The organism is Tepidicella xavieri (assembly GCF_004363315.1).
Taxonomy (GTDB): domain Bacteria; phylum Pseudomonadota; class Gammaproteobacteria; order Burkholderiales; family Burkholderiaceae_C; genus Tepidicella; species Tepidicella xavieri.
Genome location: NZ_SNYL01000007.1, coordinates 38,784 through 60,533 on the forward strand (window position 1 = coordinate 38,784; position 21,750 = coordinate 60,533).

Here is a 21,750-nt window from a genome sequence, read left to right on the forward strand (position 1 = left end):
CGCCGGAGGCCCCAGGGGCCACTGGGGCACTCACATGTTGCGCCGGTACTGGCCGCCCACCTCGAACAGCGTCTGCGTGATTTGCCCCAGCGAGCAGCAGCGCACGGCGTCCATCAGCACCTCGAAGACGTTGCGGTTCTCGATGACGGCGTCCTTCAGGCGCTGCAGCATCGCCGGTGCCTCGTGCGCGTGGCGGGCGTGGAAGTCGCGCAGGCGCTGCAGTTGCGACTGCTTTTCCTCCTCGGTGGAGCGGGCCAGCTCCAGCGACTCGGGGATCGGGTCGCCATGCGGGTTGCGGAAGGTGTTGACGCCGATGATGGGCAGCTCACCGGTGTGCTTGAGCATCTCGTAGTGCATGCTCTCGTCCTGGATGCGGCCGCGCTGGTAGCCGGTCTCCATCGCGCCGAGTACCCCGCCGCGCTCGGCGATGCGCTCGAACTCGGCCAGCACCGCTTCCTCGACCAGTTCGGTCAGCTCCTCGATGATGAAAGCGCCCTGGTTGGGGTTTTCGTTCTTCGCCAGCCCCCACTCGCGGTTGATGATGAGCTGGATCGCCATCGCGCGGCGCACCGATTCCTCGGTGGGCGTGGTGATGGCCTCGTCGTAGGCGTTGGTGTGCAGGCTGTTGCAGTTGTCGTAGATGGCAATGAGCGCCTGCAGCGTGGTGCGGATGTCGTTGAAGGCGATCTCCTGTGCGTGCAGGCTGCGGCCGCTGGTCTGGATGTGGTACTTGAGCTTTTGGCTGCGCTCGTTGGCACCGTACTTGTCGCGCATGGTCACGGCCCAGATGCGGCGCGCCACGCGGCCCAGTACGGTGTACTCCGGGTCCATACCGTTGCTGAAGAAGAAGCTCAGGTTGGGCGCGAAGTCGTCGATATGCATGCCGCGCGCCAGATACGCCTCGACGAAGGTGAAGCCATTGGCCAGGGTGAACGCCAGTTGGCTGATGGGGTTGGCGCCGGCCTCGGCGATGTGGTAGCCGCTGATGCTCACCGAGTAGAAGTTGCGCACATTGTGGTGGACGAAATACTCCTGGATGTCGCCCATCACCTTGAGGCTGAACTCGGTGGAAAAGATGCAGGTGTTCTGTCCCTGGTCCTCCTTCAGGATGTCGGCCTGCACCGTGCCGCGCACGTTGGCCAGCACCCATTCCTTGATCTTGGCCGCTTCGGTGTCGGTCGGCTCGCGGCCGTTGTCGGCGCGGAACTTGTCCATCTGCTGGTCGATGGCGGTGTTCATGAACATGGCCAGGATGGTGGGCGCCGGGCCATTGATGGTCATGGACACGCTGGTGCTGGGGTTGCACAGGTCGAAGCCGCTGTAGAGCACCTTCATGTCGTCCAGCGTGGCGATGGACACGCCGGAGTTGCCGACCTTGCCGTAGATGTCCGGCCGCGGGTCCGGGTCGGCGCCGTACAGGGTTACCGAGTCGAAAGCGGTGGACAGCCGCTTGGCGGGCATGCCCTCCGACAGCAGCTTGAAGCGCCGGTTGGTGCGGAACGGGTCGCCCTCGCCGGCGAACATGCGCGTCGGGTCCTCGCCCTCGCGCTTGAAGGCAAACACCCCCGCGGTGTAGGGGAAGCTGCCGGGGACGTTTTCCAGCATCAGCCACTTGAGCAGCTCGCCGTGGTCCTCGTACTTCGGCAGCACGACCTTGCGGATCTTGTTGCCGCTGAGCGTCGTGTGGGTGAGCTGGGTGCGGATTTCCTTGTCGCGGATCTTGACGACATACTCGTCGCCCGCGTAGGCCTGCTGCATGGCGGGCCACTGCGCCAGCAGCTTGCGGGCGGCGGGGTCCTGCCGCTCTTCGCGCTGCTGGGCCAAGTCGAGCACGGCTTCGGCGGCCTTGGGGCGGCCGGATTTGTGCACGGTAAGCATGCTCGCGGTGGCGCGCAATTGCTGGATTTCCCGCGCCAGTCGGGCCTGCTCGTGCACTTTGCGCTTGTAGCCGCGCACGGTATCGGCGATTTCGGCCAGATAGCGGGTGCGTGCCGGCGGCACGATGGGGGTCTGGTTGCTGCTGTGGCGCACATGCACCAGGGGCAAACGCCCTTCCTGCAGGCCCAGCCCCAGCTCGGCCAGCCGGGCCTTGAGCGCCTGATAGAGCGCGGTCACGCCGTCGTCGTTGAAGCGCGCGGCCATGGTGCCAAACACCGGCATCTCCTCCGGCCGCTTGCCCCAGGCCTCCTTGTTGCGCTGCACCTGCTTGGCCACGTCGCGCAGGGCGTCCAGCGCGCCTTTGCGGTCGAATTTGTTGATGGCGACGAACTCCGCAAAGTCCAGCATGTCGATTTTTTCGAGCTGGCTGGCCGCGCCAAATTCGGGCGTCATCACATACAACGGTACATCCACATGCGGCACGATGGCGGCGTCGCCCTGGCCGATGCCGGAGGTCTCGACGATCACGAGGTCGAAGCCGGCCACCTTGCAGGCGGCGATCACGTCCGGCAGCGCGGCCGAGATTTCGCTGCCGAAGTCGCGCGTGGCCAGGCTGCGCATGTACACGCGCGGGCCTTGCTGCCACGGGCCGATGGCGTTCATGCGGATGCGGTCGCCCAAAAGCGCCCCGCCGCTCTTGCGCCGGCTCGGGTCGATGCTGATGACGGCCACCCGCAAGCGGTCCTCCTGGTCCAGCCGCAGGCGGCGGATGAGTTCGTCGGTCAGGCTGCTCTTGCCCGCGCCGCCCGTGCCGGTGATGCCCAGCACCGGCACCCGCGTGCCGGCCGCTGCCGCGCGCAGGCTCTCCAGCAAGGCCGGGTCGGCCTGGCCATTCTCGACCACCGTGATCAGTTGCGCCAGCGCCCGCCAGGCGGCGTCGCTATGGCCCTGGATGGCCGCGATGTCGCGCGGCGCATAGGGCGAGAGGTCACGGTCGCAGCGCATGACCATCTCACCGATCATGCCTTGCAGGCCCATGCGCTGGCCGTCTTCGGGGCTGTAGATGCGGCCCACGCCGTAGTCCATCAGCTCGCGGATTTCGCTGGGCACGATCACGCCGCCGCCACCACCAAACACCTGGATGTGCTCGCCGCCGCGTTGGCGCAGCAGATCCACCATGTACTTGAAGTACTCCACATGCCCGCCCTGGTAGGAGCTGACCGCGATGCCCTGCACGTCCTCCTGCAAGGCGGCTGTGACCACCTCGTCGACGCTGCGGTTGTGGCCCAGGTGGATCACCTCCGCCCCCATGCTTTGCAGGATGCGGCGCATGATGTTGATGGCCGCGTCGTGCCCGTCGAACAGGCTGGCGGCGGTGACGAAGCGCACCTTGTGCGTGGGGCGGTATTCCGCCAGGGCCTGGAATTCGGCGGACAGGTTGGTCATCGGTTGTCTCCGTGATGGCGATGCCCGGGTGGGCGGTGGTTGGCAGATTTTTAATTGACGTTTACGTAAACGTCAATATTACCGTCAATTGATCGGCTTGAGAATCTTTGGGAGGGTTGTCGGCGCGGCCCTCAGTGACTAGAATACCCCATATAGTATTAAGCCAGGAGGTGGTCATGCTTGCCGTCAGCGACCCGGAACGCAAGAAAGCCCTGTTGCTGCGACTGCGCCGCATCGAAGGGCAGTTGCGTGGCATCCAGCGCCTGATCGAGGCCGACACCGACTGCGAGCGGGTGGCGCAGCAACTCGCGGCCGCGCGCAAGGCGCTGGACAAGTCTTTCTTTATCATGGTGGGCTGCCTGATCGCGCAGGGCGACACGCCCCCCGACGACGTGGCCGACATGCTGGCCCGTTTTTCCTGAACCGCCTACCCGTGCCATCCGACCATGCGACCGATCCAACTTTTCGACCCCGACTCCAGCACCTACACCTACGTCCTGTTCGACGTGGACACCCGCGACGCCCTGATCATCGACCCCGTGGACCAACAACTCGACCGCGATTTGGCCGTGCTCAAGGAATACGGTTTGCGGCTGGTCTGGACGGTGGAGACGCATGCCCACGCCGATCACATCACCAGCGCCGGCAAGCTGGCCGAGCACGCGGGCGCACGCACGGCCGCGCCAGCGGCCTGCGGCATCACCACCGCGTCGCGCCAGCTGCACGACGGTGACGAGCTCGTCTTTGGCGGGCAGAAGATTCGCGCCCTGGCCACGCCGGGGCATACCGCCGGCAGCATGTGCTTCACCTGGGAGGCCGATGGCCAGCGCCACGTGTTCACGGGCGACACCCTGCTCATCAACGGCTGTGGCCGCACCGATTTCCAGTCCGGCAGCCCCGAAGCCATGTACCACAGCCTCACCCAGGTGTTGTTCAAGCTGCCCGATGACACCATCGTCTGGCCCGGCCACGACTATCAGGGGCGCACGCACAGCACCATTGGCCACGAGAAACAGCACAACGCCCGTGTGGCGGGCAAGACGCTGGAGGAATTCGTGGCGCTGATGAACAGCCTCAACCTGCCCAAGCCCAAGCGCATCGACGAGGCCGTGCCGGCCAACCTCACTTCCGGTCTGCGGCACGACGCCGATGGGGCGCTGCTGCAACATCCCCGGCCCGCCAGCGGCTATGCGGGCGACGTGTCGCCGCAACTGGCTTGGCAGTGGGTGCAGGCCGGCGAAGCGGTGCTGGTGGACGTGCGCACCGATGCCGAGCGGGAATGGGTGGGCTTCGTGCCCGGTGCCGTGCCGTTGGCCTGGAAGCAGTGGCCCGGCATGGTGCCCAATCCTGATTTCGACGCCGGCATCCAGGCCCTCGCCGCGCAGGGCCGCAAGCTGGTGATGCTGTGCCGCAGTGGCGCCCGTTCGATCGCCGCCGCCAAGCGGGCCACCGAGCTGGGCCTGGAGGCTTACAACATCCTCGAAGGCTTTGAAGGCGACCCCGACGGCCAAGCCCACCGGGGCAACAAGGGCGGCTGGCGTTTCCACGGTCTGCCCTGGCGCCAGAACTGACCGTCCAGCCCGGCAACGCCGACCCGGCGCGTGCAACGCTATCATCCCCGCATGACACTGCTAGCACTGGATGTGGGGAACACGCGCCTGAAGTGGGCGCTGTACGAGGAGCCCGGTGTGGGAGCGCGCATGCTGGCGCACGGCGTGCAGTTCCTGGAAAACATCGAGAAGCTCGCCGAAGGCGACTGGGCCCAGTTGCGTGCGCCTGCGCATGTGCTGGGATGCATCGTGGCCGGGGACGCGGTCAAGCGCCGGGTGGAAGAACAGCTGGAGCTGTGGGACGTCGCGCCGCAATGGGTGGTGTCCAGCAGCGAGGAAGCGGGCTTGAAGAACGGCTACGACCATCCTGCCCGCCTCGGTTCGGACCGCTGGGTCGCGATGATCGGCGCACGGCAGCGGCTGGTGGCACGTGCCCAGCGCAAGCCCTGTGTGCTGGTCATGGTCGGCACCGCGGTGACGGTGGAGGCCATCGACGCCGATGGCCGCTTTCTGGGGGGCATCATCCTGCCGGGGCACGGCATCATGCTGCGGGCGCTGGAGTCCGGGACCGCCGGCCTGCACGTGCCCACCGGCGAGGTGCGCAACTTCCCCACCAACACCAGCGATGCGCTGACCAGTGGCGGCACCTTCGCCATCGCTGGCGCGGTGCAGCGCATGGTGGACAATCTGCGCCGCCACACGGGCGAGGAGCCCATGTGCATCATGACCGGGGGCGCCGCCTGGAAGATGGCCCCCAGCATGACGGTGCCGTTCGAACTGGTGGAAAGCCTGATCTTCGATGGGCTGCTGGCGATCGCCGATCAGCGCTTTGGCCCGGCCAGCCAACGCGTGGCCAACTCCACCCAGTAAGTCCCGCCCAGTGGGATGAGGTCGTCGTTGAAGTCGTAGCGCGGGTTGTGCAGCGTGCAGGGCCCGGCGTCGTGTCCGCCGCCCTCATAGCGGCCCCGGTGCGAGCCGTCGCCATTGCCAATGAAGCAATAGGCCCCGGGTTTGGCCTGGAGCATGAAGGCGAAGTCTTCCGCGCCCATGGTGGGTTCCTGCACACGCACCTGCTCGTCGCCCACGATGGCGCGCATCACCTCGCGGGCAAACTCGGTTTCCGCGGGGGTGTTGACGGTGGGCGGGTAATTGCGCCGGAATTCGAATTCGCATTCGGCCCCGAAGGCCGCGCAGGTGTGTTGGGCGATTTCGCGCATGCGCTGCTCGATCAGGTCCAACACCTCCAGCGTGAAGGTGCGCACCGTGCCTTGCAGCACGCAGTGGTCGGGCACGACGTTGGTGGCTTCGCCGGCGTGGATCATGGTCACCGAAATCACGCCCGCATCCACCGGCTTTTTGTTGCGGGTGATGATGGTCTGGAAGGCTTGCACCATCTGGCAGGCGATGGGCACCGGGTCGATGCCGTTGTGGGGCAGGGCGGCGTGGCTGCCCTTGCCGCGGATGGTGATCTTGAATTCGTTGCTGGAGGCCATGACCGGCCCAGGGCTGACGGCAAAGGTGCCGACCGGATAGCCGGGCCAGTTGTGCATGCCAAACACCGCTTCCACAGGGAAACGCTCGAACAGGCCGTCCTGGATCATCGCGCGCGCGCCGCCACCGCCTTCTTCCGCCGGCTGGAAGATCAGGATCACGGTGCCGTCGAAGTCGCGGTGTTGGGCCAGGTATTGCGCGGCGGCCAGCAGCATGGCGGTGTGACCGTCGTGGCCACAGGCGTGCATCTTGCCCGGGTGCTGGCTGGCGTGGGCAAAGGTGTTGAGCTCGGTCATGGGCAGCGCATCCATGTCGGCCCGCAGTCCCACGGCCCGGCCACAAGCGCCGCCGTCGCGCCCATGCACCACCCCCACCACGCCCGTCACCCCCAGGCCGCGGTGCACCTCGATGCCCCATTCGGTGAGTTGGGCCGCGACGATGTCGGCCGTGCGCACTTCTTCGTAGCACAGCTCGGGGTGGGCATGCAGGTCGCGTCGGATCTGTGTCAGGCGCGCAGCCTGGGCCAGGATGGTGTCGTTGAGTTTCATCGCCGTTGCCTCGTCGGTTCCAAAAGGGCATCGTACCCAAAAAGCCGGGTCGTGGTGGTCTTTGTCGGATCGCTCTGGTGGGCTTTGATGGCCTGTCGCACAATCGGCCCATGTCTGCTTCTACCCAAGTGATTCGGGGCGCCTGCCCCCATGACTGCCCGGATACCTGCGCGCTGCTGACCACCGTCACCGACGGCGTGGCCGTCAAGGTGCAGGGCAATCCGGCCCACCCGCAAACCGGCGGCGTGTTGTGCACCAAGGTGTCGCGCTACACCGAGCGCACCTACCACCCCGAGCGCGTGCTGACCCCGCTGCGCCGCACCGGCCCCAAGGGCAGCGGCCGGTTCGAGCCTGTGGGCTGGGCCGAGGCGCTGGACGACATCGCTGCGCGGCTGCAGGCCATCGCCATCCGCGATCCGCAAGCCATCCTGCCCTATAGCTACGCCGGCACCATGGGGCTGGTGCAGGGCGAGAGCATCGCCGCGCGGTTTTTCCACCGCCTCGGCGCTTCCCGGCTCGACCGCACCATCTGTGCCTCGGCCGGCGCGGCCGGCCTGGAGTACACGCTGGGCGGCAAGCTGGGCATGCGGGTGGAGTTTTTCGCGGAGTCGCGGCTCATCCTGATCTGGGGCAGCAACTCCATCGGCAGCAACTTGCACTTCTGGCGCTACGCCCAGGAGGCCAAGCGCCAGGGGGCCAAACTGGTCTGCATCGACCCGCGTCGCAGCGAGACAGCCGACAAATGCCACGAACACCTGGCCATCCTGCCCGGCACGGATGCCGCCCTGGCCTATGCCTTGATGCACGAGTGCATCGTCCACGGCTGGCTCGATCATGGCTATATCGCCCGGCACACCTTGGGATGGCCACAGCTGCGTGACCGGGCGCTGGAATGGCCGCCCGAGCGCGCCGCGGCGGTCTGTGGCATCGCGGCCGAGCAGATCGTGAAGCTGGCGCAGGACATCGGGCGCTGCTTCGAGCGGCAGGAGCCGATTGCCATCCGCCTCAACTACGGCATGCAGCGCACCCGCGGCGGCGGCAATGCCGTGCGTGCCGTGGCCTGTCTGCCCGCCGTGCTGGGGGCCTGGCGCCATCGCGCCGGGGGCCTGCTGCTCAGCAATTCTGGCGCCTTTCCCCTGCAGCGCGATGTGTTGCAGCGGCCCGATCTGCTGCAGCGCTCGGGCGTGCCCGCGCCGCGCTTCATCAACATGAGCACCATCGGCGACGATCTGCTGCGCCCCGCCTCACCCGAATTCGGCCCGCGCATCGAGGCGCTGGTGGTCTACAACAGCAACCCGGTGGCCGTGGCCCCGGAGTCGGGCAAGGTGGCCGCCGGCTTTGCGCGCGACGACCTGTTCACCGTGGTGCTGGAGCACTTCCTCACCGACACCGCCGACCACGCCGACTACGTCCTGCCCGCCACCACCCAACTGGAGCACTGGGACATCCACGCCAGCTACGGGCACACCGACGTGCTGCTCAACCGCCCGGCCATCGCTCCACTGGGGCAGGCGTGGCCCAACACCCAAATCTTTCGTGAGCTGGCCCGGCGCATGGGCTTTGACGAGCCGTGTTTCAACGATGACGACGAAACCCTGTGCCGTCAGGCCTTCGGCGCGGCGGTCGATTTCGACACCTTGCTGCAACAAGGCTTTGCCAGCCTGCCACTGCCCGACGCGCCGTTTGCCGCGGGCGGCTTTCCCACCCCCTCTGGCAAGTGCGAATTTTTCAGCGAGCGCCTGCAGGCCCAAGGGATGGACGGCCTGCCACAAGTGCTGCCCAACCACGAAGCCGTGGGCAGCGACCCACGCTACCCGCTGGCGATGATTTCACCGCCGGCGCGGCACTTCCTCAACTCCACCTTTGTCAACGTGCAATCGCTGCGCGACGTGGAGGGCGAGCCGGTGCTCGAAATGCACCCCGACGATGCCACCCCCCGCGGGGTGGCCGATGGCGACCGCGTCATCGTCTTCAACGACCGTGGCCGCTACGAATGCGTGGCGCGGGTGGGGCAGCGGGCACGCCCCGGCGTGGTCAATGGGCTGGGCATCTGGTGGCGCAAGCTGGGCTTGAATGGCACCAACGTCAACGAGCTCACCCACCAGCGCCTGACCGACCTGGGGCGCGCGCCCACCTTCTACGATTGCCTGGTGGAGGTGCGCCGCGCATGAAGCGCGCGCTCCCCTGGATCGGTTGGTGGGCGGGGCTGGCGCTGCTGGCCGGTTGCGCCGGCACGCCATCGGGCGACGGCGTGGCCCGTTACGATGAACCCACCCGCCAGTGGGTGACCGATCCGGCGTATTACCTGCAGTCGGTCAGCGGGCACCTGGCCGTGATGCGTGCGGCACGCCCGGTGACCGATTGGCTGGCCGACCCCGATACCCCCGAGCGTCTGCGCCAGCGGCTGGTCTTGGCGCAGTCCATCCGCGCCTTTGCCGCCGATGTGCTGCACCTGCCCCGCAATGCCAGCTACACCCGCTACGCCGATCTGCAACGCCGCGCCGTGGTCTGGAATGTGGTGGCCGCGCCGCCCCATGCGCTGGCCTTGCACGCCTGGTGCTTCCCGGTGGCCGGCTGCATGGGGTACAAGGGGTTTTACGACGAAGCCGCCGCGCGGGCCTTTGCGGCCGGCTTGCCCGACCGTTGGGACGTGGGCGTGTACCCGGTGCCGGCCTATTCCACCCTGGGCTGGACCAACTGGCTGGGCGGCGATCCTTTGCTCAACACCTTCATCCACCTGCCGGACGGGGAACTGGCCCGGCTCATCTTCCATGAGCTGGCCCACCAACTGGTGTATGTGGCCGGCGACACGGCCTTCAACGAATCCTTTGCCACGGCGGTGGAGCGCATCGGCGGCACCCTGTGGCTGGCACAGGCAGCGAGTGAAGAGGCCCGGGCCGCTTACCGGGTTTTCGACGAGCGCCGCCAGGCTTTTCGCGCCTTGACCCGTCAGACGCGCGACGCCTTGCAGGCGCTGTACACCCAGGCGGCCCAGGAGGGTTGGCCCGCCGGGCGCACCGATGCGGAAAAAGCCCGGATCATCGAGGCATTTGGCCAACGCTACGAAACACTCAAGGCCGCATGGGACGGCTTTGCCGGCTACGACGAATGGGTGAAGCAAGCCAACAACGCCTTGTTTGCCATTCAGGCCGCCTATGACGAGTGGGTGCCGGCATTCGAGGCGCTGTTCCATGAGCAGGGGCGGGACTTTGCCGCCTTTTACCGGGCCGTGCGTGAATTGGCCCGCCTGCCACGACCCCAGCGCGAAGCCCGGTTGCAGGGATTGGTCTCAGCCGCGGCGCTTCACTCCAGCGTGCCCACCAGATCGATGTAGCGTTGCATCGCTTCTTCGGCGCTGAGCCCCTTGAGGGCGGCCCAGGCGTCCCACTTGGCGCGGCCCACCAGATCGCTGAAGCCGGGTTTGGTGGTGGCGTTGTCGCCCTCGGTGGCCTGCTTGTACAGCGCGTACAGCTTCAGCAGCGTGGCGTTGTCGGGCCGTTGGGTCAGGTCCTTGGTGGACGCCACGGCGGCTTCAAATGCGGCTTTCAGATCGGTGTCGGTCACCATGCGGGCTCCTCTGAGTGAATGCATCCATCGGTTGAGGCGGCGGCCCGTTGGCCACCGGCGTACAGTCCCATTGTGCCCCCGAATGCTCGCCTCGGGCCGGCGCAGGGCGGGGCAGCTGTCAACTGGCCGATAATTGCAGCCTCTTTTCGCTCAGACGCCTTTTCTGCATTCATGATCCTCGTCACTGGCGGCGCCGGCTTCATCGGCAGCAACTTCGTGCTCGACTGGCTTGCGCAGTCCAGCGAGCCCGTCCTCAACCTCGACAAGCTCACCTACGCCGGCAATCTGGAAAACCTCGCCAGCCTGCAGGGCGATGCGCGCCACGTGTTCGTGCAAGGCGACATGGGCGACCGGGCTTTGGTGGAGCGGCTGCTCGCCGAGCACCAGCCCCGCGCGGTGCTCAACTTCGCCGCCGAAAGCCATGTGGACCGCTCCATCCATGGCCCGGAAGACTTCATCCAGACCAACATCGTCGGCACCTTCCGCCTGCTCGAAGCCGTGCGGGCCTATTGGTCGGCCTTGCCCGAAGCGAATAAAACCGCCTTCCGCTTCCTGCACGTCAGCACCGACGAGGTCTATGGCACCCTGGGGCCCAACGATCCCCCGTTTGCCGAGACGAACCGCTACGAGCCCAACAGCCCCTACAGCGCCAGCAAGGCTGCGTCCGACCACCTGGTGCGCGCCTGGCACCACACCTACGGGCTGCCGGTGCTCACCACCAACTGCTCCAACAACTACGGGCCGTATCACTTTCCGGAAAAACTCATCCCGCTGATGATCGTCAACGCCCTGGCCGGCAAACCGTTGCCCGTGTACGGCGACGGGCAGCAGGTGCGCGACTGGCTGTATGTGCGCGACCACTGCAGCGCCATCCGCCGCGTGCTGGAGGCCGGCCAGCCGGGGCAGACCTACAACATCGGCGGCTGGAACGAAAAGCCCAACCTGGAGATCGTGCGCACCATCTGCACGTTGCTCGATGAGCTGCGCCCCCGGGCCGACGGTCGCTCCTACCGCGAGCAGATCACCCATGTGGCCGACCGCCCCGGCCACGACCGGCGCTACGCCATCGACGCCCGCAAGATCGAGCGCGAGCTGGGCTGGAAGCCCGCCGAAACCTTCGAGACCGGCATCCGCAAAACCGTGCAGTGGTACCTCGACCACCCCGACTGGGTGCAGCGCGTGCAAAGCGGGGCGTATCGGGAGTGGGTGCAGAAGCAGTACGGCCGTTGAGTTTGGCTGCTTTGACTGCGTCGCAGCCATTGATTACATTGAATGCAATGCAGTCGTCATGCCCCCCTCGGAGGTCTTCAACTCATGGCCACACTCACCATACGCAATCTGGACGAGCACCTCAAACGCAGCTTGCGGTTGCGCGCGGCCGTACATGGGCGCTCGATGGAGCAAGAAGCGCGCCTCATCCTGGCCGAAGCCCTGACCTCGGGTGAACTCACCCCGGATGGCGCCGCGTGGCTACAGCGGGTTCGCCAGCGTTTCCATGGGTTGGAGAGCGACGATTGGCGTGCGCCCCCGCGCCGTGAAAACGAGCGCGAATTGCCCCGTTTCGATGCATGACCGAGCGCTACCTCCTTCATACCAATGTGGTGTCGGAATGGATGCGGCCTCAACCCCATCCAGCGGTGCTGGAGTGGGTGGCGCGGCAGACGCCAGACTGCCTTTACACCAGCGCCATCACCGTGGCCGACATCGAGGCTGGCCTGGCCCTGATGCCAGCCGGACAACGGCAACGTGCCCTGCAGGCCGCCACCAGGACCATGTTCGCTCAAGACTTCGCCGGCCGCCTGTGGGCCTTCGATGTCGCCGCTGCACACATGTACCCCGTGGTCAAGGCTCAGCGCAGCCGCGCCGGGCAGCCGATTGGACATGCCGATGCCCAAATCGCTGCCCTGGCACTTTTGCATCAGGCCACGCTCGTGACTCGCAACGTCGCCGATTTCACGGGCATCGAAGGGCTCGATGTTCTCAACCCTTGGCTGCCCAATCCCGTATGAAAATCCTGCTTTTCGGAAAAAACGGCCAAGTCGGCTGGGAGCTGCAACGCAGCCTGGCGCCACTGGGCCACCTCATCGCGCTGGACCGCGATGGCCTGACGCCTCAACAAGCCGCCCAGCTACCCGCCTGGCAGGGGCTGCCCCCGCTGGAACACCCTTTGTGCGGCGACCTGACCGATTTGGTCGGCCTGGCGCGCACCGTTCATGCCGTGCGCCCGCACGTCGTCGTCAATGCCGCGGCCTACACCGCCGTAGACCGGGCCGAAACCGAACCCGAACTGGCCCGGCGCATCAATGCCGAAGCCCCCGGCGTGCTCGCGCAGGCCGCGCACGAGGTCGGCGCCTGGCTGGTGCATTACAGCACCGACTACGTCTTCAACGGCAGTGGCCACACACCTTGGCAGGAGGGCGATGCCACCGGCCCGCTCAACGTCTATGGCCTGACCAAACTCGAAGGCGAGCAACGCATTTTGCAAGCCGGCCGCCAGCACCTCATTTTCCGCACCAGCTGGGTCTATGGCGTGCGTGGCGGCAATTTTGCCAAGACCATGCTGCGGCTGGCCCGGGAGCGCGAGCGCCTGAGCGTGGTGGACGACCAGTTCGGCGCCCCCACCGGGGCCGATCTGATTGCCGACGTCACCGCCCATGCCGTGCGTCAAGTGCTGCGGACCGGCCAAGGGCAGGGCACTTACCACCTCGCCGCTGGCGGAGAGACCTCCTGGCACGGCTACGCCCAGTTCGCCATCGAACGGGCGCGCCAGCTTCACCCCCAGGCCGGATGGCGCGTCCAGGCCATCGACCCCGTGCCCAGCAACGCCTTTCCCACGCCCGCCTGCCGCCCGCACAATTCCCGGCTCGACACCGCCTTGCTGCAAGCCACGTTCGGTCTGCACCTGCCCGCCTGGCAGCAGGGGGTGGAGCGGTTGTTGGCGGCGATGCCGGACTGAGGGCCAGCGGATAGGGGCCAGGGTGCGCAGATGCCTCATCCCTTTGGCCTCTCAGCCCCTTGACCGCTTCACTGCAAACCCGCCAGGTCGCGCAGCACCTGCACCTTGTCCGTCCGTTCCCAGGTGAATTCGGGCTCGTCGCGGCCGAAGTGGCCGTAGGCGGCGGTCTTGCTGTAGATCGGGCGCAGCAGGTCCAGCATTTGGATGATGCCCTTGGGTCGCAGGTCGAACACCTCACCCACGATCTTGGCGATTTTCTCGTCTGGGATGACGCCGGTGCCTTCGGTGTAGACGGTGACGTTGATCGGCCGCGCCACGCCGATGGCGTAGCTCACCTGGATTTGGCACTGCCGCGCCAGGCCGGCAGCGACGATGTTTTTGGCGACGTAGCGCGCGGCGTAGGCGGCGGAGCGGTCGACCTTGGTCGGGTCCTTGCCGCTGAAGGCGCCGCCGCCGTGCGGGCAGGCGCCGCCGTAGGTGTCCACGATGATCTTGCGCCCGGTCAGGCCGCAGTCGCCCTGCGGGCCGCCGATGACGAAGCGCCCGGTCGGGTTGATCAAGTAGCGCGTCTCATGCAGCCATTCCTTGGGCAGCACTGGCTTGATGATTTCCTCGATGCAGGCCTCGATGAATTCGGGCTTCATGTGCTTGCCGTCGCTCATCTCGGGGCTGTGCTGGCTGGACAGCACCACGGTGTCGATGCTGTGCGGGCGGCCATCGACGTAGCGCATCGTGATCTGGCTCTTGGCGTCGGGGCGCAGGAACGGCAGGCGGCCGTCCTTGCGCAGTTGCGCCTGGCGCTCGACGATGCGGTGCGCGTAGTAGATGGGGGCGGGCATCAGCTCGGGCGTCTCGTCGCAGGCGTAGCCAAACATCAAACCTTGGTCGCCGGCTCCGGTGTTGAGGTAGTCGTCGCTGGCGTGATCCACGCCCTGCGCGATGTCGTTGCTCTGCTTGTCGTAGGCCACCAGCACCGCGCAGCCCTTGTAGTCGATGCCGTACTCGGTGTTGTCGTAGCCGATGCGCTTGATGGTGTCGCGCGCGACCTGGATGTAGTCCACGTGCGCGTTGGTGGTGATTTCGCCCGCCAGCACCACCAGGCCGGTGTTGCACAGCGTCTCAGCGGCCACGCGGCTGCGCGGGTCCTGATCGAAGATGGCGTCGAGGATGGCATCGGAAATCTGGTCGGCCACTTTGTCCGGGTGGCCTTCGGACACCGATTCGCTGGTGAAGAGGAAATCGTTCGCCATTTGAATACACTCCTTGAAAATGTGCCTGGCGGTCGCCGGGCATGAAGTGCTATGGCGAACGCTTTAGCTGAATTTGTGAATCGCCCGCAAGTTGTTCAGTAACTCGGCGATGCATTCATTGTAATCTGTCGTTCGCATGCTGTTGCTGTTCAGGGTTTTGGGGCGCTTTCCGCTGCCGATGTTGCACGCGCTGGGCTGGGCGCTGGGTTGGCTGGTGTGGCTGCTGGTGCCGGCGTACCGGCGGCGCTGGCGCGAGCACACGGCGCTGGCCGGGCTCTCCGCCAGGCAGTGTCGGCAGTCGGTGGGCGAGGCGGGCAAGCAGGTGCTGGAACTGCCGCGCCTGTGGTTCGGCCCGCCGGTGCGGGTGGGCTGGGAAGGGGCCGCGCACATCGAAGCGGCCCTGGCCCGCGGTCAGGGGATGCTCTTTCTGACCCCTCACATGGGCTGCTTCGAAGTGACGGCGCAGGCTTATGCGCAGCGCTTCGGGCACCTCAAGCCCATGACGGTGCTGTTTCGGCCGCCGCGCAAGCGGGCACTGGCGCCGGTCTTGGAAGCGGCGCGCAACCGGCCCGGCATGGCCTCGGCGCCGGCCACGCTGCGTGGCGTGCGGCAGCTCATCGGGGCACTGCGGCGTGGGGAGGCGGTGGGGCTGCTGCCCGATCAGGTGCCGCCCGATGGCATGGGGGTGTGGGCGCCGTTTTGGGGCCGTCCTGCCTATACCATGACGCTGTCCGGACGGTTTGCCCAGGTCGAGGGCACGCAAGTGTTGCTGGCCTGGGGCGAGCGCTTGCCTGGTGGGCGTGGCTTCGTGGTGCATGTGCAGCCTTGGGCGGCGGTGATGGATGAGCCTTTGGCCGAGCGCAGCGACGACATCGCCGCGCAAATGAATCGGGCGATGGAAGCCTTGATCCGGCAATGCCCGCAGCAGTACCTCTGGGGCTATGCCCGTTTCAAAGGCCCCCGCTCGGGCGATTCCCCAGCCGCTTGAGACGCTGGCGCGGCTCAGGAGGCCGGTCTAGTGGGCAATTGGGCGGCGATGTATTCGCGCACCGCCTGTGGCGCTTCATGCAGCAGCCAGTGCGAGGCGCCGGACAGCCGCTCGATGCGCAGATCGGGCACGTAGGCATCGAGTCCCTCCAGCAGCCCGGGCAGCAGCGCTGGGTCATTCATGCCCCAGAGCACGCGCGTGGGCACCGGCACGTGGAGCAAGGCTGGGGGCAGCGTCGCGGGCAACAGCGAGCCTTCGGGGCCGGGTGGGCGCAGGGGCGAGGCCCGGTAGTAGTTGAGCGGCCCCTCCAGCCCCTGGCCCCACACGGCCCGATAACGGGCGCGCACGGCATCCGTGAGCCAGCCGGGCGCGCCTTGGTGCCCCGGCGGCGTGAAAAATGCCCACAAGCGGCGGTAGTCGTCCGCGGCCAGCAGGGTGGCCGCATCCGGCCGGATCAGGAAATTCATGTAGGCGCTGGCGGCCTGCTGCGCAGGAGACTGGCGCAACTCGCGCAGCAAGGTGCCGGGATGCGGGGCATTGAGGATGATGAGTCGCTCCATGAGCGACGGGTGCGTGGCGGCCAGGTTCCAGGCCAGGGCGCCGCCCCAGTCGTGGGCCACGAGGGCGGCCAGACGGCCGGGGTGAGAGGCATTTGCCGTTTCCAGCGCGATGAGGGCTCGCAGGTCTTCGACGAGCGCTTGGGCGCGGTAGGCCGACGGATCGTTCGGCGCGCTGGAGCCGCCATAGCCGCGAAGGTGAGGCGCGATGCAGCGATAGCCGCCATGCGCGGGGTCGGCGAAATGCTCCAGCAATGCATCCCACACGAATGCCCCTTCCGGGAAGCCGTGCAAAAACATCAGCACCGGACGCCCAGGTTCGCCGCACACGCGGCAGTTGAGATGGATGCGGTGGGGCAGGGCGACGGTGCGGGTCTGGATCATCGGCGGGCTCAGGCAGGCGGTGGGTCGGCGGGCGGGGCGGTGGGGTGCGCCCAGGTCCACAAGGTCAGGGCCACTTCGTCCACGCCCTGCTTTTTCAGGGCCGAGAACAGTTTCGCTTCCCCACCGCTGGTTTGCAGTCGCGCAATCGACAGGGCCTTGGCCGCTTCGCTGCGGCTGAGCTTGTCCGCCTTGGTGAGCAGCACCAGAAAGTCCAGCCCTTGCTCCACCCGGGGGCGGATGATTTCCAACAGGGCTTCGTCGAGTTCCGTCAGGCCCAGGCGGGGGTCGCACAACAGCACGACGCCACGCAGATTGGGGCGGCTGACCAGGTAATTGGCCATGACTTGTTGCCAGCGCCGCTTGGCCTCCTGGGGCACGGCGGCGTAGCCGTAGCCGGGCAGATCGGCCAGCACGGCATCGGTCTGGCCGTGGCGGCCCAGGGCAAACAGGTTGATGCTCTGGGTGCGCCCCGGGGTCTTGGAGGCGAAGGCCAGCCGTTTTTGTTGCGTCAGCGTGTTGATGCAGGTGGATTTGCCGGCATTCGATCGCCCGACGAAGGCAATCTCCGGCACGTCCAGCGCCGGCAGGTGGTGCAACTGCGGCGCTTCGGTGAGGAAGCGGGCGGTGTGCAGCCAGGCATGGGCCGTTTTGATGAGGGAGGCGGCCGTCTCGGCCGGGGTATTCGGAATCATGTGGCGGGGTGGGGTGATCCGGCATTGTAAAATCCTGCTCGCCGTACCTGGATCCCGCGCGATTGCAGGTGCCCTTCGTTGTCCCCCGTCGACCACTGCACACGAAATGAAATCCATCGCCACGCTCATCGGTGCTGCCGCACTCGCCACGCTGTCCTTGTCTGTGCATGCGCAGTCTGCCCAACCCGATCTGAGGCGCGGCGCCCAACTGTATGGCCAGGTGTGCGTGGCCTGTCACGCCGCAGACGGCAACTCCTCCATCGCCGCCAACCCCAAGCTGGCCCAGCAGCACCCCGAATACCTGATCAAGCAGTTGCAGGACTACAAGTCCGGCAAGCGCCAGAACGCCATCATGGCCGGCTTTGCCGCCCCGCTGTCCGACGCCGACAAGCGCGACATTGCCTTCTGGCTGGCCTCCCAGCCCGCCACGCCGGGCTTTGCCCGCGACAAGGACAAGGTGGCGCTGGGCGAGCGCATTTATCGCGGCGGCATTGCCGATCGCCGCATCGCGGCTTGCGCCGGCTGCCACTCGCCCAACGGCGCGGGCATTCCGGCCCAGTATCCGCGCCTGGCGGGTCAGCACGCCGAGTACACCGTGGACCAGATGAAGCAATTCCGCTCTGGCGCCCGCGGCAACAGCCCGGTGATGACGCAGATCGCCCAGTACATGACGGATCGGGAAATCGAGGCCGTGGCCGACTTCATTGCCGGCCTGCGCTGAGCCGCTGACCGACCAGGCCCCTCCGTGTCGAGGGGCTTTGTCTTTGTATATCAGCGCCCAGTGATGTTTATGTAAAAATCTGTGGCTTCGAGGAACCTTGAGCCTGGAGTCACTTCCAATGTCGGCGCAGGTCCATGTGGCCTGCCTTTTTCACAAGTGCGTTTCCCCCATGAGCGTTTCCACCGGCGGCTTTGAACTTCAGCGCGGCACCCAGACCCTGCGCGCAGCGGTGGAGTTGCTCTCCTCGATGCGCTTTGCCATCGCGCTGCTGACGGTGATCTGCATCGCCTCGGTGGTGGGCACGGTGCTCCTGCAAAACGAGCCGATCAACAACTACATCAACCAGTTCGGCCCCTTCTGGTACGAGGTGTTCGCCGCCTTGGACCTGTACTCCGTCTACAGCGCTTGGTGGTTTTTGCTGATCCTGGCCTTCTTGGTCGTCAGCACCACGCTGTGCATTCTGCGCAGCACCCCCAAAATCCTGCACGACCTCAAGCTGTTCAAGGAAAACATCCGCGAGCAAAGCCTCAAGGCGTTTCCCCACAAGGCCCAGGCCGAACTCGCCGAGGCGCCGGAGGCCGCCGCGCAGCGCATCGGCCGCACGCTCGTGGCCTCGGGCTGGAAGGTGCGGCTGCAGCGGCGCGAGACGCCCCAAGGCGCGGGCTGGATGGTCGCTGCCAAGGCGGGGGCGGCGAACAAGCTGGGCTACATCGCGGCGCACAGCGCCATCGTCATGATCTGCATCGGCGGTCTGCTCGATGGCGACATGATGGTGCGCGCCCAGATGTGGTTCAACGGCAAGACGGCGTTCACCGGCGGGGGGCTGATTGCCGATGTGCCCGAGCAGCACCGCTTGAGCGATCGCAATCCCACCTTCCGTGGCAATCTGCTCGTGACCGAAGGCACGCGGGCCGGCACGGCCATCCTGCCGCAGCCGCAGGGCGTGATTTTGCAAGAGCTGCCCTTCGATATCGAGCTCAAGCGCTTCATCGTGGAGTATTACGACAACGGCATGCCGCGGCTGTTTGCCAGCGACATCGTGATCCACGACCGCTACACCGGCGAGGCCAAGGAAGCCCGGGTGGAGGTCAATCACCCGGCCAGCCATCGTGGCATCCAGATTTACCAGTCCAGTTTCGACGACGGCGGCTCGCTGGTGCGCTTGAAAGCCGTGCCCATGGGCTCGGCGGTGCATCCGTTCACCGTCGAAGGCCGCATTGGCGAGACCACGGCGCTGACCAACGGCGAGGAGCGCCTGCAACTCGAATTCACCGGGCTGCGGGTGATCAACGTGGAGAACTTCGTCAACCGCAACGACAGTGGCGCGGATGTGCGCCGCGTCGATCTGCGGCAGGCCATTGAAAGCCGACTCGGGTCCGCCCATAAGACCGTGACCGAGCGCGAATTGCGCAACGTCGGCCCCAGCGTCACCTACAAGCTGCGTGACGCGGCCGGCCAGGCGCGCGAGTACCACAACTACATGCTGCCCATCGACCTGGACGGCTCGCGCGTGTACGTGCTGGGCGTGCGCGACACGCCGACCGAAGAATTCCGCTATCTGCGCGTGCCGGTGGATGAGAACGATGCCATCGATGGATTCATCCGTCTGCGTGCCGCGCTGGCCGATCCGGCGATGCGCCGCGAGGCGGTGCGCCGCTACGTCCAACTGGCCGCGGGCGGGCAGCGTGAGGATTTGCAGCAAGCCTTGACCGTCTCCACCCAGCGCGCGATCGACTTGTTCGCCGGGCAGGACCCGGACATCGATACCCTGCCGCGCCGCAACATGCCGGTGTTGGGCGGCTTGCAGGCGGTCTCGGCGTTCATGGAGGTGAACGTGCCCGAAGCCGAGCGCGAGCGTGCCGGTGAAGTGCTGTTGCGCATTCTCAATGGGGCCCTGTTCGAGCTGTATCAGCTCAGCCGCGAAGACGCCGGGCTGCCTCCGGCAGAGCGAGGCGAAGCCACCGCGGCCTTCATGACGCAGGCCGTGCTGAGCTTGAGCGATGCCTTTTTCTATCCCGCGCCACTGACTTTCCAACTCACCGATTTCGAGCACGTGCAGGCCAGTGTGTTCCAGGTGGCCCGTGCCCCAGGCAAGACCATCGTCTATCTGGGCTGCCTGCTGTTGATCATTGGCGTGTTTGCGATGCTTTACGTGCGCGAGCGCCGTCTGTGGGTATGGCTGTCGCCGCGTGAAGCGGGGCAGGGCTTGCAGGCCACCATGGCTTTGTCGTCCAATCGCAAGTTGCTGGACAACGATCGGGAATTCGATCGTCTCAAGGAGCGCTTGCTGCATCCATCTGCTGAGGTGAACCGATGAACGCTGGCACACACACCGTCGATCTCAAAAAGAGCGACGCCGCCGAGGCGCTGCGCCCCGGCTATTTCGCGCGCCGCAACGCCTGGGACTGGGTGTTCGCGCTGCTGGTGGTGGCCGGAGGCGCTTACGCCTACTATCTGTTCGCCGAGTTCATGGATGTGTACGAAAAAAGCATCCTCATCGGCACCGTCCCTAGCCTGATCGCGCTGGCCTGGTTCTGGCGCCCGTTGCGCCAGCTCACGGTGGTGGTGGCGGTGTTGTCGCTGACGGCCATCTGGCTGTACCAAGTCGATGGGGTGGGGGTGCCGGAGCGGGCCGATGAAGCTTTCCTGCTCAAGTATTTCATCTCCAGCCAGTCGGCCATCCTCTGGATGAGCGTGATCTTCTTCATGAGCACGGCGTTCTACTGGTTCGGCATCTTCTCCCGCCGCAACGCGGATGCGTTCGAATCGATCGGCTCCAAGCTGACCTGGGTCGCCATCACGCTGGGGCTGGTGGGCTCTTTCGTGCGCTGGTACGAAAGCTATCTGCTCGGCCCCAACATGGGCTACATCCCGGTGAGCAACCTGTACGAGGTGTTCGTGCTGTTTGCTTGGTTGACTGCGGCCTATTACCTCTATTACGAAGACCGCTACCAGACCCGGCGCATGGGCGCTTTCGCCATGCTGATCGTCAGCGCGGCGGTGGGCTTCCTGCTGTGGTACACCCTGGTGCGTGAGGCGCATCAGATTCAGCCGTTGGTGCCGGCCCTGCAAAGCTGGTGGATGAAGCTGCATGTGCCGACCAACTTCGTGGGCTATGGCACCTTCGCCATCGCCGCCATGCTGGCTTTTGCCTATCTCATCAAGCAAAGCGCCGCGGAAACCCGCTGGTGGAAGCTGGCGCCGCTGTGGCTGCTGGGGGTGATTCTGTGCTTCGAGCCGTTGATCTTCCGCCGCGGGGTGGCCGATGCCGGCATCTCTTACTGGTTCATGTACTTCGGCATTTCCGCCTTCATCGTGGGAGGCATCATGATGGCGCGCCGCCGCATCGCCGAGCGCCTGCCCTCGCTGGAGGTGATGGACGACGTGATGTACAAGGCCATTGCGGTAGGCTTTGCCTTCTTCACCATCGCCACGGTGCTGGGTGCCTTGTGGGCCGCCGAGGCCTGGGGCGGCTACTGGAGCTGGGACCCGAAGGAAACTTGGGCCCTGATCGTCTGGCTGAACTACGCCGCCTGGTTGCACATGCGCCTCATGAAAGGGCTGCGTGGCACGGTGGCGGCCTGGTGGGCGCTGGTGGGGCTGGTGATCACCACGTTTGCCTTCCTGGGGGTAAACATTTTCCTCAGCGGCTTGCACAGCTACGGCGAACTCTGAGCGCCGCCTGAAACCCCCTTGCACCCGGCGTCGCCTGCGTTGCGCGC

General features: G+C 66.2%; 19 protein-coding genes and 1 pseudogene. 14 read left to right on the forward strand and 6 right to left on the reverse strand.

Annotated features, from left to right (window positions below):
- Nucleotides 1-30: 30 nt before the first annotated feature.
- Complete coding sequence (icmF, locus tag DFR43_RS07230; protein ID WP_133597147.1) at nt 31-3,324, reverse strand: fused isobutyryl-CoA mutase/GTPase IcmF; 3,294 nt, start codon at nt 3,322-3,324, stop codon at nt 31-33.
- A 176-nt stretch (nt 3,325-3,500) separates the two neighbouring features.
- Here icmF and DFR43_RS07235 point away from each other — a divergent pair, with 176 nt between their 5' ends.
- From DFR43_RS07235 to DFR43_RS07245, 4 genes and pseudogenes are all read left to right on the forward strand, one after another.
- Complete coding sequence (locus DFR43_RS07235) at nt 3,501-3,746, forward strand: metal-sensitive transcriptional regulator (protein ID WP_133597149.1); 246 nt, start codon at nt 3,501-3,503, stop codon at nt 3,744-3,746.
- Nucleotides 3,747-3,770: 24 nt separating this feature from the next.
- Nucleotides 3,771-4,283 (forward strand): annotated as a pseudogene (locus DFR43_RS13800) (MBL fold metallo-hydrolase); the annotation flags it as partial.
- Nucleotides 4,284-4,481: 198 nt separating this feature from the next.
- The gene (locus tag DFR43_RS13805; RefSeq protein ID WP_245988866.1) at nt 4,482-4,895 is read left to right on the forward strand and encodes a rhodanese-like domain-containing protein; all 414 of its coding nucleotides are present in this window, start codon (nt 4,482-4,484) and stop codon (nt 4,893-4,895) included.
- Nucleotides 4,896-4,946: 51 nt separating this feature from the next.
- Nucleotides 4,947-5,744, forward strand: coding sequence for a type III pantothenate kinase (locus DFR43_RS07245; RefSeq protein WP_133597153.1), 798 nt, complete (start codon nt 4,947-4,949; stop codon nt 5,742-5,744).
- On the opposite strand, the gene DFR43_RS07250 is transcribed toward DFR43_RS07245, so the two are convergent.
- Entirely contained in the window at nt 5,696-6,913 is a 1,218-nt protein-coding gene (locus DFR43_RS07250; protein WP_133597155.1) for a M20 aminoacylase family protein, read from the reverse strand. The genes DFR43_RS07245 and DFR43_RS07250 overlap by 49 nt on opposite strands.
- Nucleotides 6,914-7,023: 110 nt before the next feature.
- Here DFR43_RS07250 and DFR43_RS07255 point away from each other — a divergent pair, with 110 nt between their 5' ends.
- Both DFR43_RS07255 and DFR43_RS07260 read left to right on the forward strand, forming a co-directional pair.
- Nucleotides 7,024-9,084, forward strand: a complete 2,061-nt coding sequence (locus DFR43_RS07255) for a molybdopterin-containing oxidoreductase family protein (RefSeq protein ID WP_133597157.1) — start codon at nt 7,024-7,026, stop codon at nt 9,082-9,084.
- Nucleotides 9,081-10,247, forward strand: coding sequence for an aminopeptidase (locus DFR43_RS07260; protein ID WP_133597159.1), 1,167 nt, complete (start codon nt 9,081-9,083; stop codon nt 10,245-10,247). The genes DFR43_RS07255 and DFR43_RS07260 overlap by 4 nt, the downstream gene beginning before the upstream one ends.
- On the opposite strand, the gene DFR43_RS07265 is transcribed toward DFR43_RS07260, so the two are convergent.
- Nucleotides 10,217-10,480 (reverse strand): acyl-CoA-binding protein, encoded by a 264-nt coding sequence (locus tag DFR43_RS07265; protein ID WP_133597161.1) that lies wholly within the window; start codon nt 10,478-10,480, stop codon nt 10,217-10,219. The two genes, DFR43_RS07260 and DFR43_RS07265, sit on opposite strands and share 31 nt — an antisense overlap.
- A gap of 171 nt (nt 10,481-10,651) precedes the next feature.
- Here DFR43_RS07265 and rfbB point away from each other — a divergent pair, with 171 nt between their 5' ends.
- The 4 genes from rfbB (at nt 10,652) to rfbD (ending at nt 13,436) form a co-directional block, all read left to right on the forward strand.
- Nucleotides 10,652-11,710: a dTDP-glucose 4,6-dehydratase gene (gene rfbB, locus DFR43_RS07270; protein ID WP_133597164.1), complete on the forward strand. Its 1,059-nt coding sequence runs from the start codon at nt 10,652-10,654 to the stop codon at nt 11,708-11,710.
- 84 nt (nt 11,711-11,794) lie between these two features.
- Complete coding sequence (locus DFR43_RS07275) at nt 11,795-12,052, forward strand: FitA-like ribbon-helix-helix domain-containing protein (protein ID WP_133597166.1); 258 nt, start codon at nt 11,795-11,797, stop codon at nt 12,050-12,052.
- Nucleotides 12,049-12,489 (forward strand): type II toxin-antitoxin system VapC family toxin, encoded by a 441-nt coding sequence (locus DFR43_RS07280; RefSeq protein WP_133597168.1) that lies wholly within the window; start codon nt 12,049-12,051, stop codon nt 12,487-12,489. The genes DFR43_RS07275 and DFR43_RS07280 overlap by 4 nt, the downstream gene beginning before the upstream one ends.
- Complete coding sequence (gene rfbD / locus DFR43_RS07285) at nt 12,486-13,436, forward strand: dTDP-4-dehydrorhamnose reductase (RefSeq protein ID WP_133597170.1); 951 nt, start codon at nt 12,486-12,488, stop codon at nt 13,434-13,436. The genes DFR43_RS07280 and rfbD overlap by 4 nt, the downstream gene beginning before the upstream one ends.
- A 68-nt stretch (nt 13,437-13,504) precedes the next feature.
- Here the strand turns inward: rfbD and metK are convergent, their stop codons facing one another.
- Entirely contained in the window at nt 13,505-14,686 is a 1,182-nt protein-coding gene (gene metK / locus DFR43_RS07290; protein ID WP_133597172.1) for a methionine adenosyltransferase, read from the reverse strand.
- A gap of 136 nt (nt 14,687-14,822) precedes the next feature.
- Here metK and DFR43_RS07295 point away from each other — a divergent pair, with 136 nt between their 5' ends.
- On the forward strand, nt 14,823-15,674 hold the full coding sequence (locus DFR43_RS07295; protein ID WP_133597175.1) for a lysophospholipid acyltransferase family protein: 852 nt from the start codon (nt 14,823-14,825) through the stop codon (nt 15,672-15,674).
- 14 nt (nt 15,675-15,688) lie between these two features.
- Here DFR43_RS07295 and DFR43_RS07300 read toward each other — a convergent pair whose 3' ends face one another.
- On the reverse strand, nt 15,689-16,615 hold the full coding sequence (locus DFR43_RS07300; protein WP_133597177.1) for an alpha/beta fold hydrolase: 927 nt from the start codon (nt 16,613-16,615) through the stop codon (nt 15,689-15,691).
- 8 nt (nt 16,616-16,623) lie between these two features.
- Nucleotides 16,624-17,307 carry a ribosome biogenesis GTP-binding protein YihA/YsxC gene (yihA, locus tag DFR43_RS07305; protein ID WP_133597179.1) on the reverse strand — a complete coding sequence of 228 codons (684 nt, stop codon included), beginning with the start codon at nt 17,305-17,307 and terminating at the stop codon, nt 16,624-16,626.
- A gap of 106 nt (nt 17,308-17,413) precedes the next feature.
- Here yihA and DFR43_RS07310 point away from each other — a divergent pair, with 106 nt between their 5' ends.
- The 3 genes from DFR43_RS07310 (at nt 17,414) to ccsB (ending at nt 21,703) form a co-directional block, all read left to right on the forward strand.
- The gene (locus tag DFR43_RS07310) at nt 17,414-18,028 is read left to right on the forward strand and encodes a c-type cytochrome (RefSeq protein ID WP_133597181.1); all 615 of its coding nucleotides are present in this window, start codon (nt 17,414-17,416) and stop codon (nt 18,026-18,028) included.
- Between the two features lie 169 nt (nt 18,029-18,197).
- On the forward strand, nt 18,198-20,345 hold the full coding sequence (locus DFR43_RS07315) for a cytochrome c biogenesis protein ResB (protein WP_133597183.1): 2,148 nt from the start codon (nt 18,198-18,200) through the stop codon (nt 20,343-20,345).
- A complete protein-coding gene (ccsB, locus tag DFR43_RS07320) occupies nt 20,342-21,703 on the forward strand; it encodes a c-type cytochrome biogenesis protein CcsB (protein WP_133597185.1) in 1,362 nt (453 codons plus the stop codon). The genes DFR43_RS07315 and ccsB overlap by 4 nt, the downstream gene beginning before the upstream one ends.
- Nucleotides 21,704-21,750: the final 47 nt, after the last annotated feature.

What these genes read in the sequence shown, in the direction of transcription:
- DFR43_RS07235 (WP_133597149.1), top strand. Translation starts at nt 3,501, where the DNA reads ATGCTTGCCGTCAGCGACCCGGAACGCAAGAAAGCCCTGTTGCTGCGA.
- DFR43_RS07245 (WP_133597153.1), top strand. Translation starts at nt 4,947, where the DNA reads ATGACACTGCTAGCACTGGATGTGGGGAACACGCGCCTGAAGTGGGCG.
- DFR43_RS07300 (WP_133597177.1), bottom strand. Translation starts at nt 16,615, where the DNA reads ATGATCCAGACCCGCACCGTCGCCCTGCCCCACCGCATCCATCTCAAC.
- DFR43_RS07295 (WP_133597175.1), top strand. Translation starts at nt 14,823, where the DNA reads ATGCTGTTGCTGTTCAGGGTTTTGGGGCGCTTTCCGCTGCCGATGTTG.
- DFR43_RS07275 (WP_133597166.1), top strand. Translation starts at nt 11,795, where the DNA reads ATGGCCACACTCACCATACGCAATCTGGACGAGCACCTCAAACGCAGC.
- DFR43_RS07255 (WP_133597157.1), top strand. Translation starts at nt 7,024, where the DNA reads ATGTCTGCTTCTACCCAAGTGATTCGGGGCGCCTGCCCCCATGACTGC.
- metK (WP_133597172.1), bottom strand. Translation starts at nt 14,686, where the DNA reads ATGGCGAACGATTTCCTCTTCACCAGCGAATCGGTGTCCGAAGGCCAC.
- icmF (WP_133597147.1), bottom strand. Translation starts at nt 3,324, where the DNA reads ATGACCAACCTGTCCGCCGAATTCCAGGCCCTGGCGGAATACCGCCCC.
- DFR43_RS07280 (WP_133597168.1), top strand. Translation starts at nt 12,049, where the DNA reads ATGACCGAGCGCTACCTCCTTCATACCAATGTGGTGTCGGAATGGATG.
- yihA (WP_133597179.1), bottom strand. Translation starts at nt 17,307, where the DNA reads ATGATTCCGAATACCCCGGCCGAGACGGCCGCCTCCCTCATCAAAACG.
- rfbD (WP_133597170.1), top strand. Translation starts at nt 12,486, where the DNA reads ATGAAAATCCTGCTTTTCGGAAAAAACGGCCAAGTCGGCTGGGAGCTG.
- DFR43_RS07315 (WP_133597183.1), top strand. Translation starts at nt 18,198, where the DNA reads ATGAGCGTTTCCACCGGCGGCTTTGAACTTCAGCGCGGCACCCAGACC.
- DFR43_RS07260 (WP_133597159.1), top strand. Translation starts at nt 9,081, where the DNA reads ATGAAGCGCGCGCTCCCCTGGATCGGTTGGTGGGCGGGGCTGGCGCTG.
- DFR43_RS07265 (WP_133597161.1), bottom strand. Translation starts at nt 10,480, where the DNA reads ATGGTGACCGACACCGATCTGAAAGCCGCATTTGAAGCCGCCGTGGCG.
- rfbB (WP_133597164.1), top strand. Translation starts at nt 10,652, where the DNA reads ATGATCCTCGTCACTGGCGGCGCCGGCTTCATCGGCAGCAACTTCGTG.
- ccsB (WP_133597185.1), top strand. Translation starts at nt 20,342, where the DNA reads ATGAACGCTGGCACACACACCGTCGATCTCAAAAAGAGCGACGCCGCC.
- DFR43_RS07250 (WP_133597155.1), bottom strand. Translation starts at nt 6,913, where the DNA reads ATGAAACTCAACGACACCATCCTGGCCCAGGCTGCGCGCCTGACACAG.
- DFR43_RS07310 (WP_133597181.1), top strand. Translation starts at nt 17,414, where the DNA reads ATGAAATCCATCGCCACGCTCATCGGTGCTGCCGCACTCGCCACGCTG.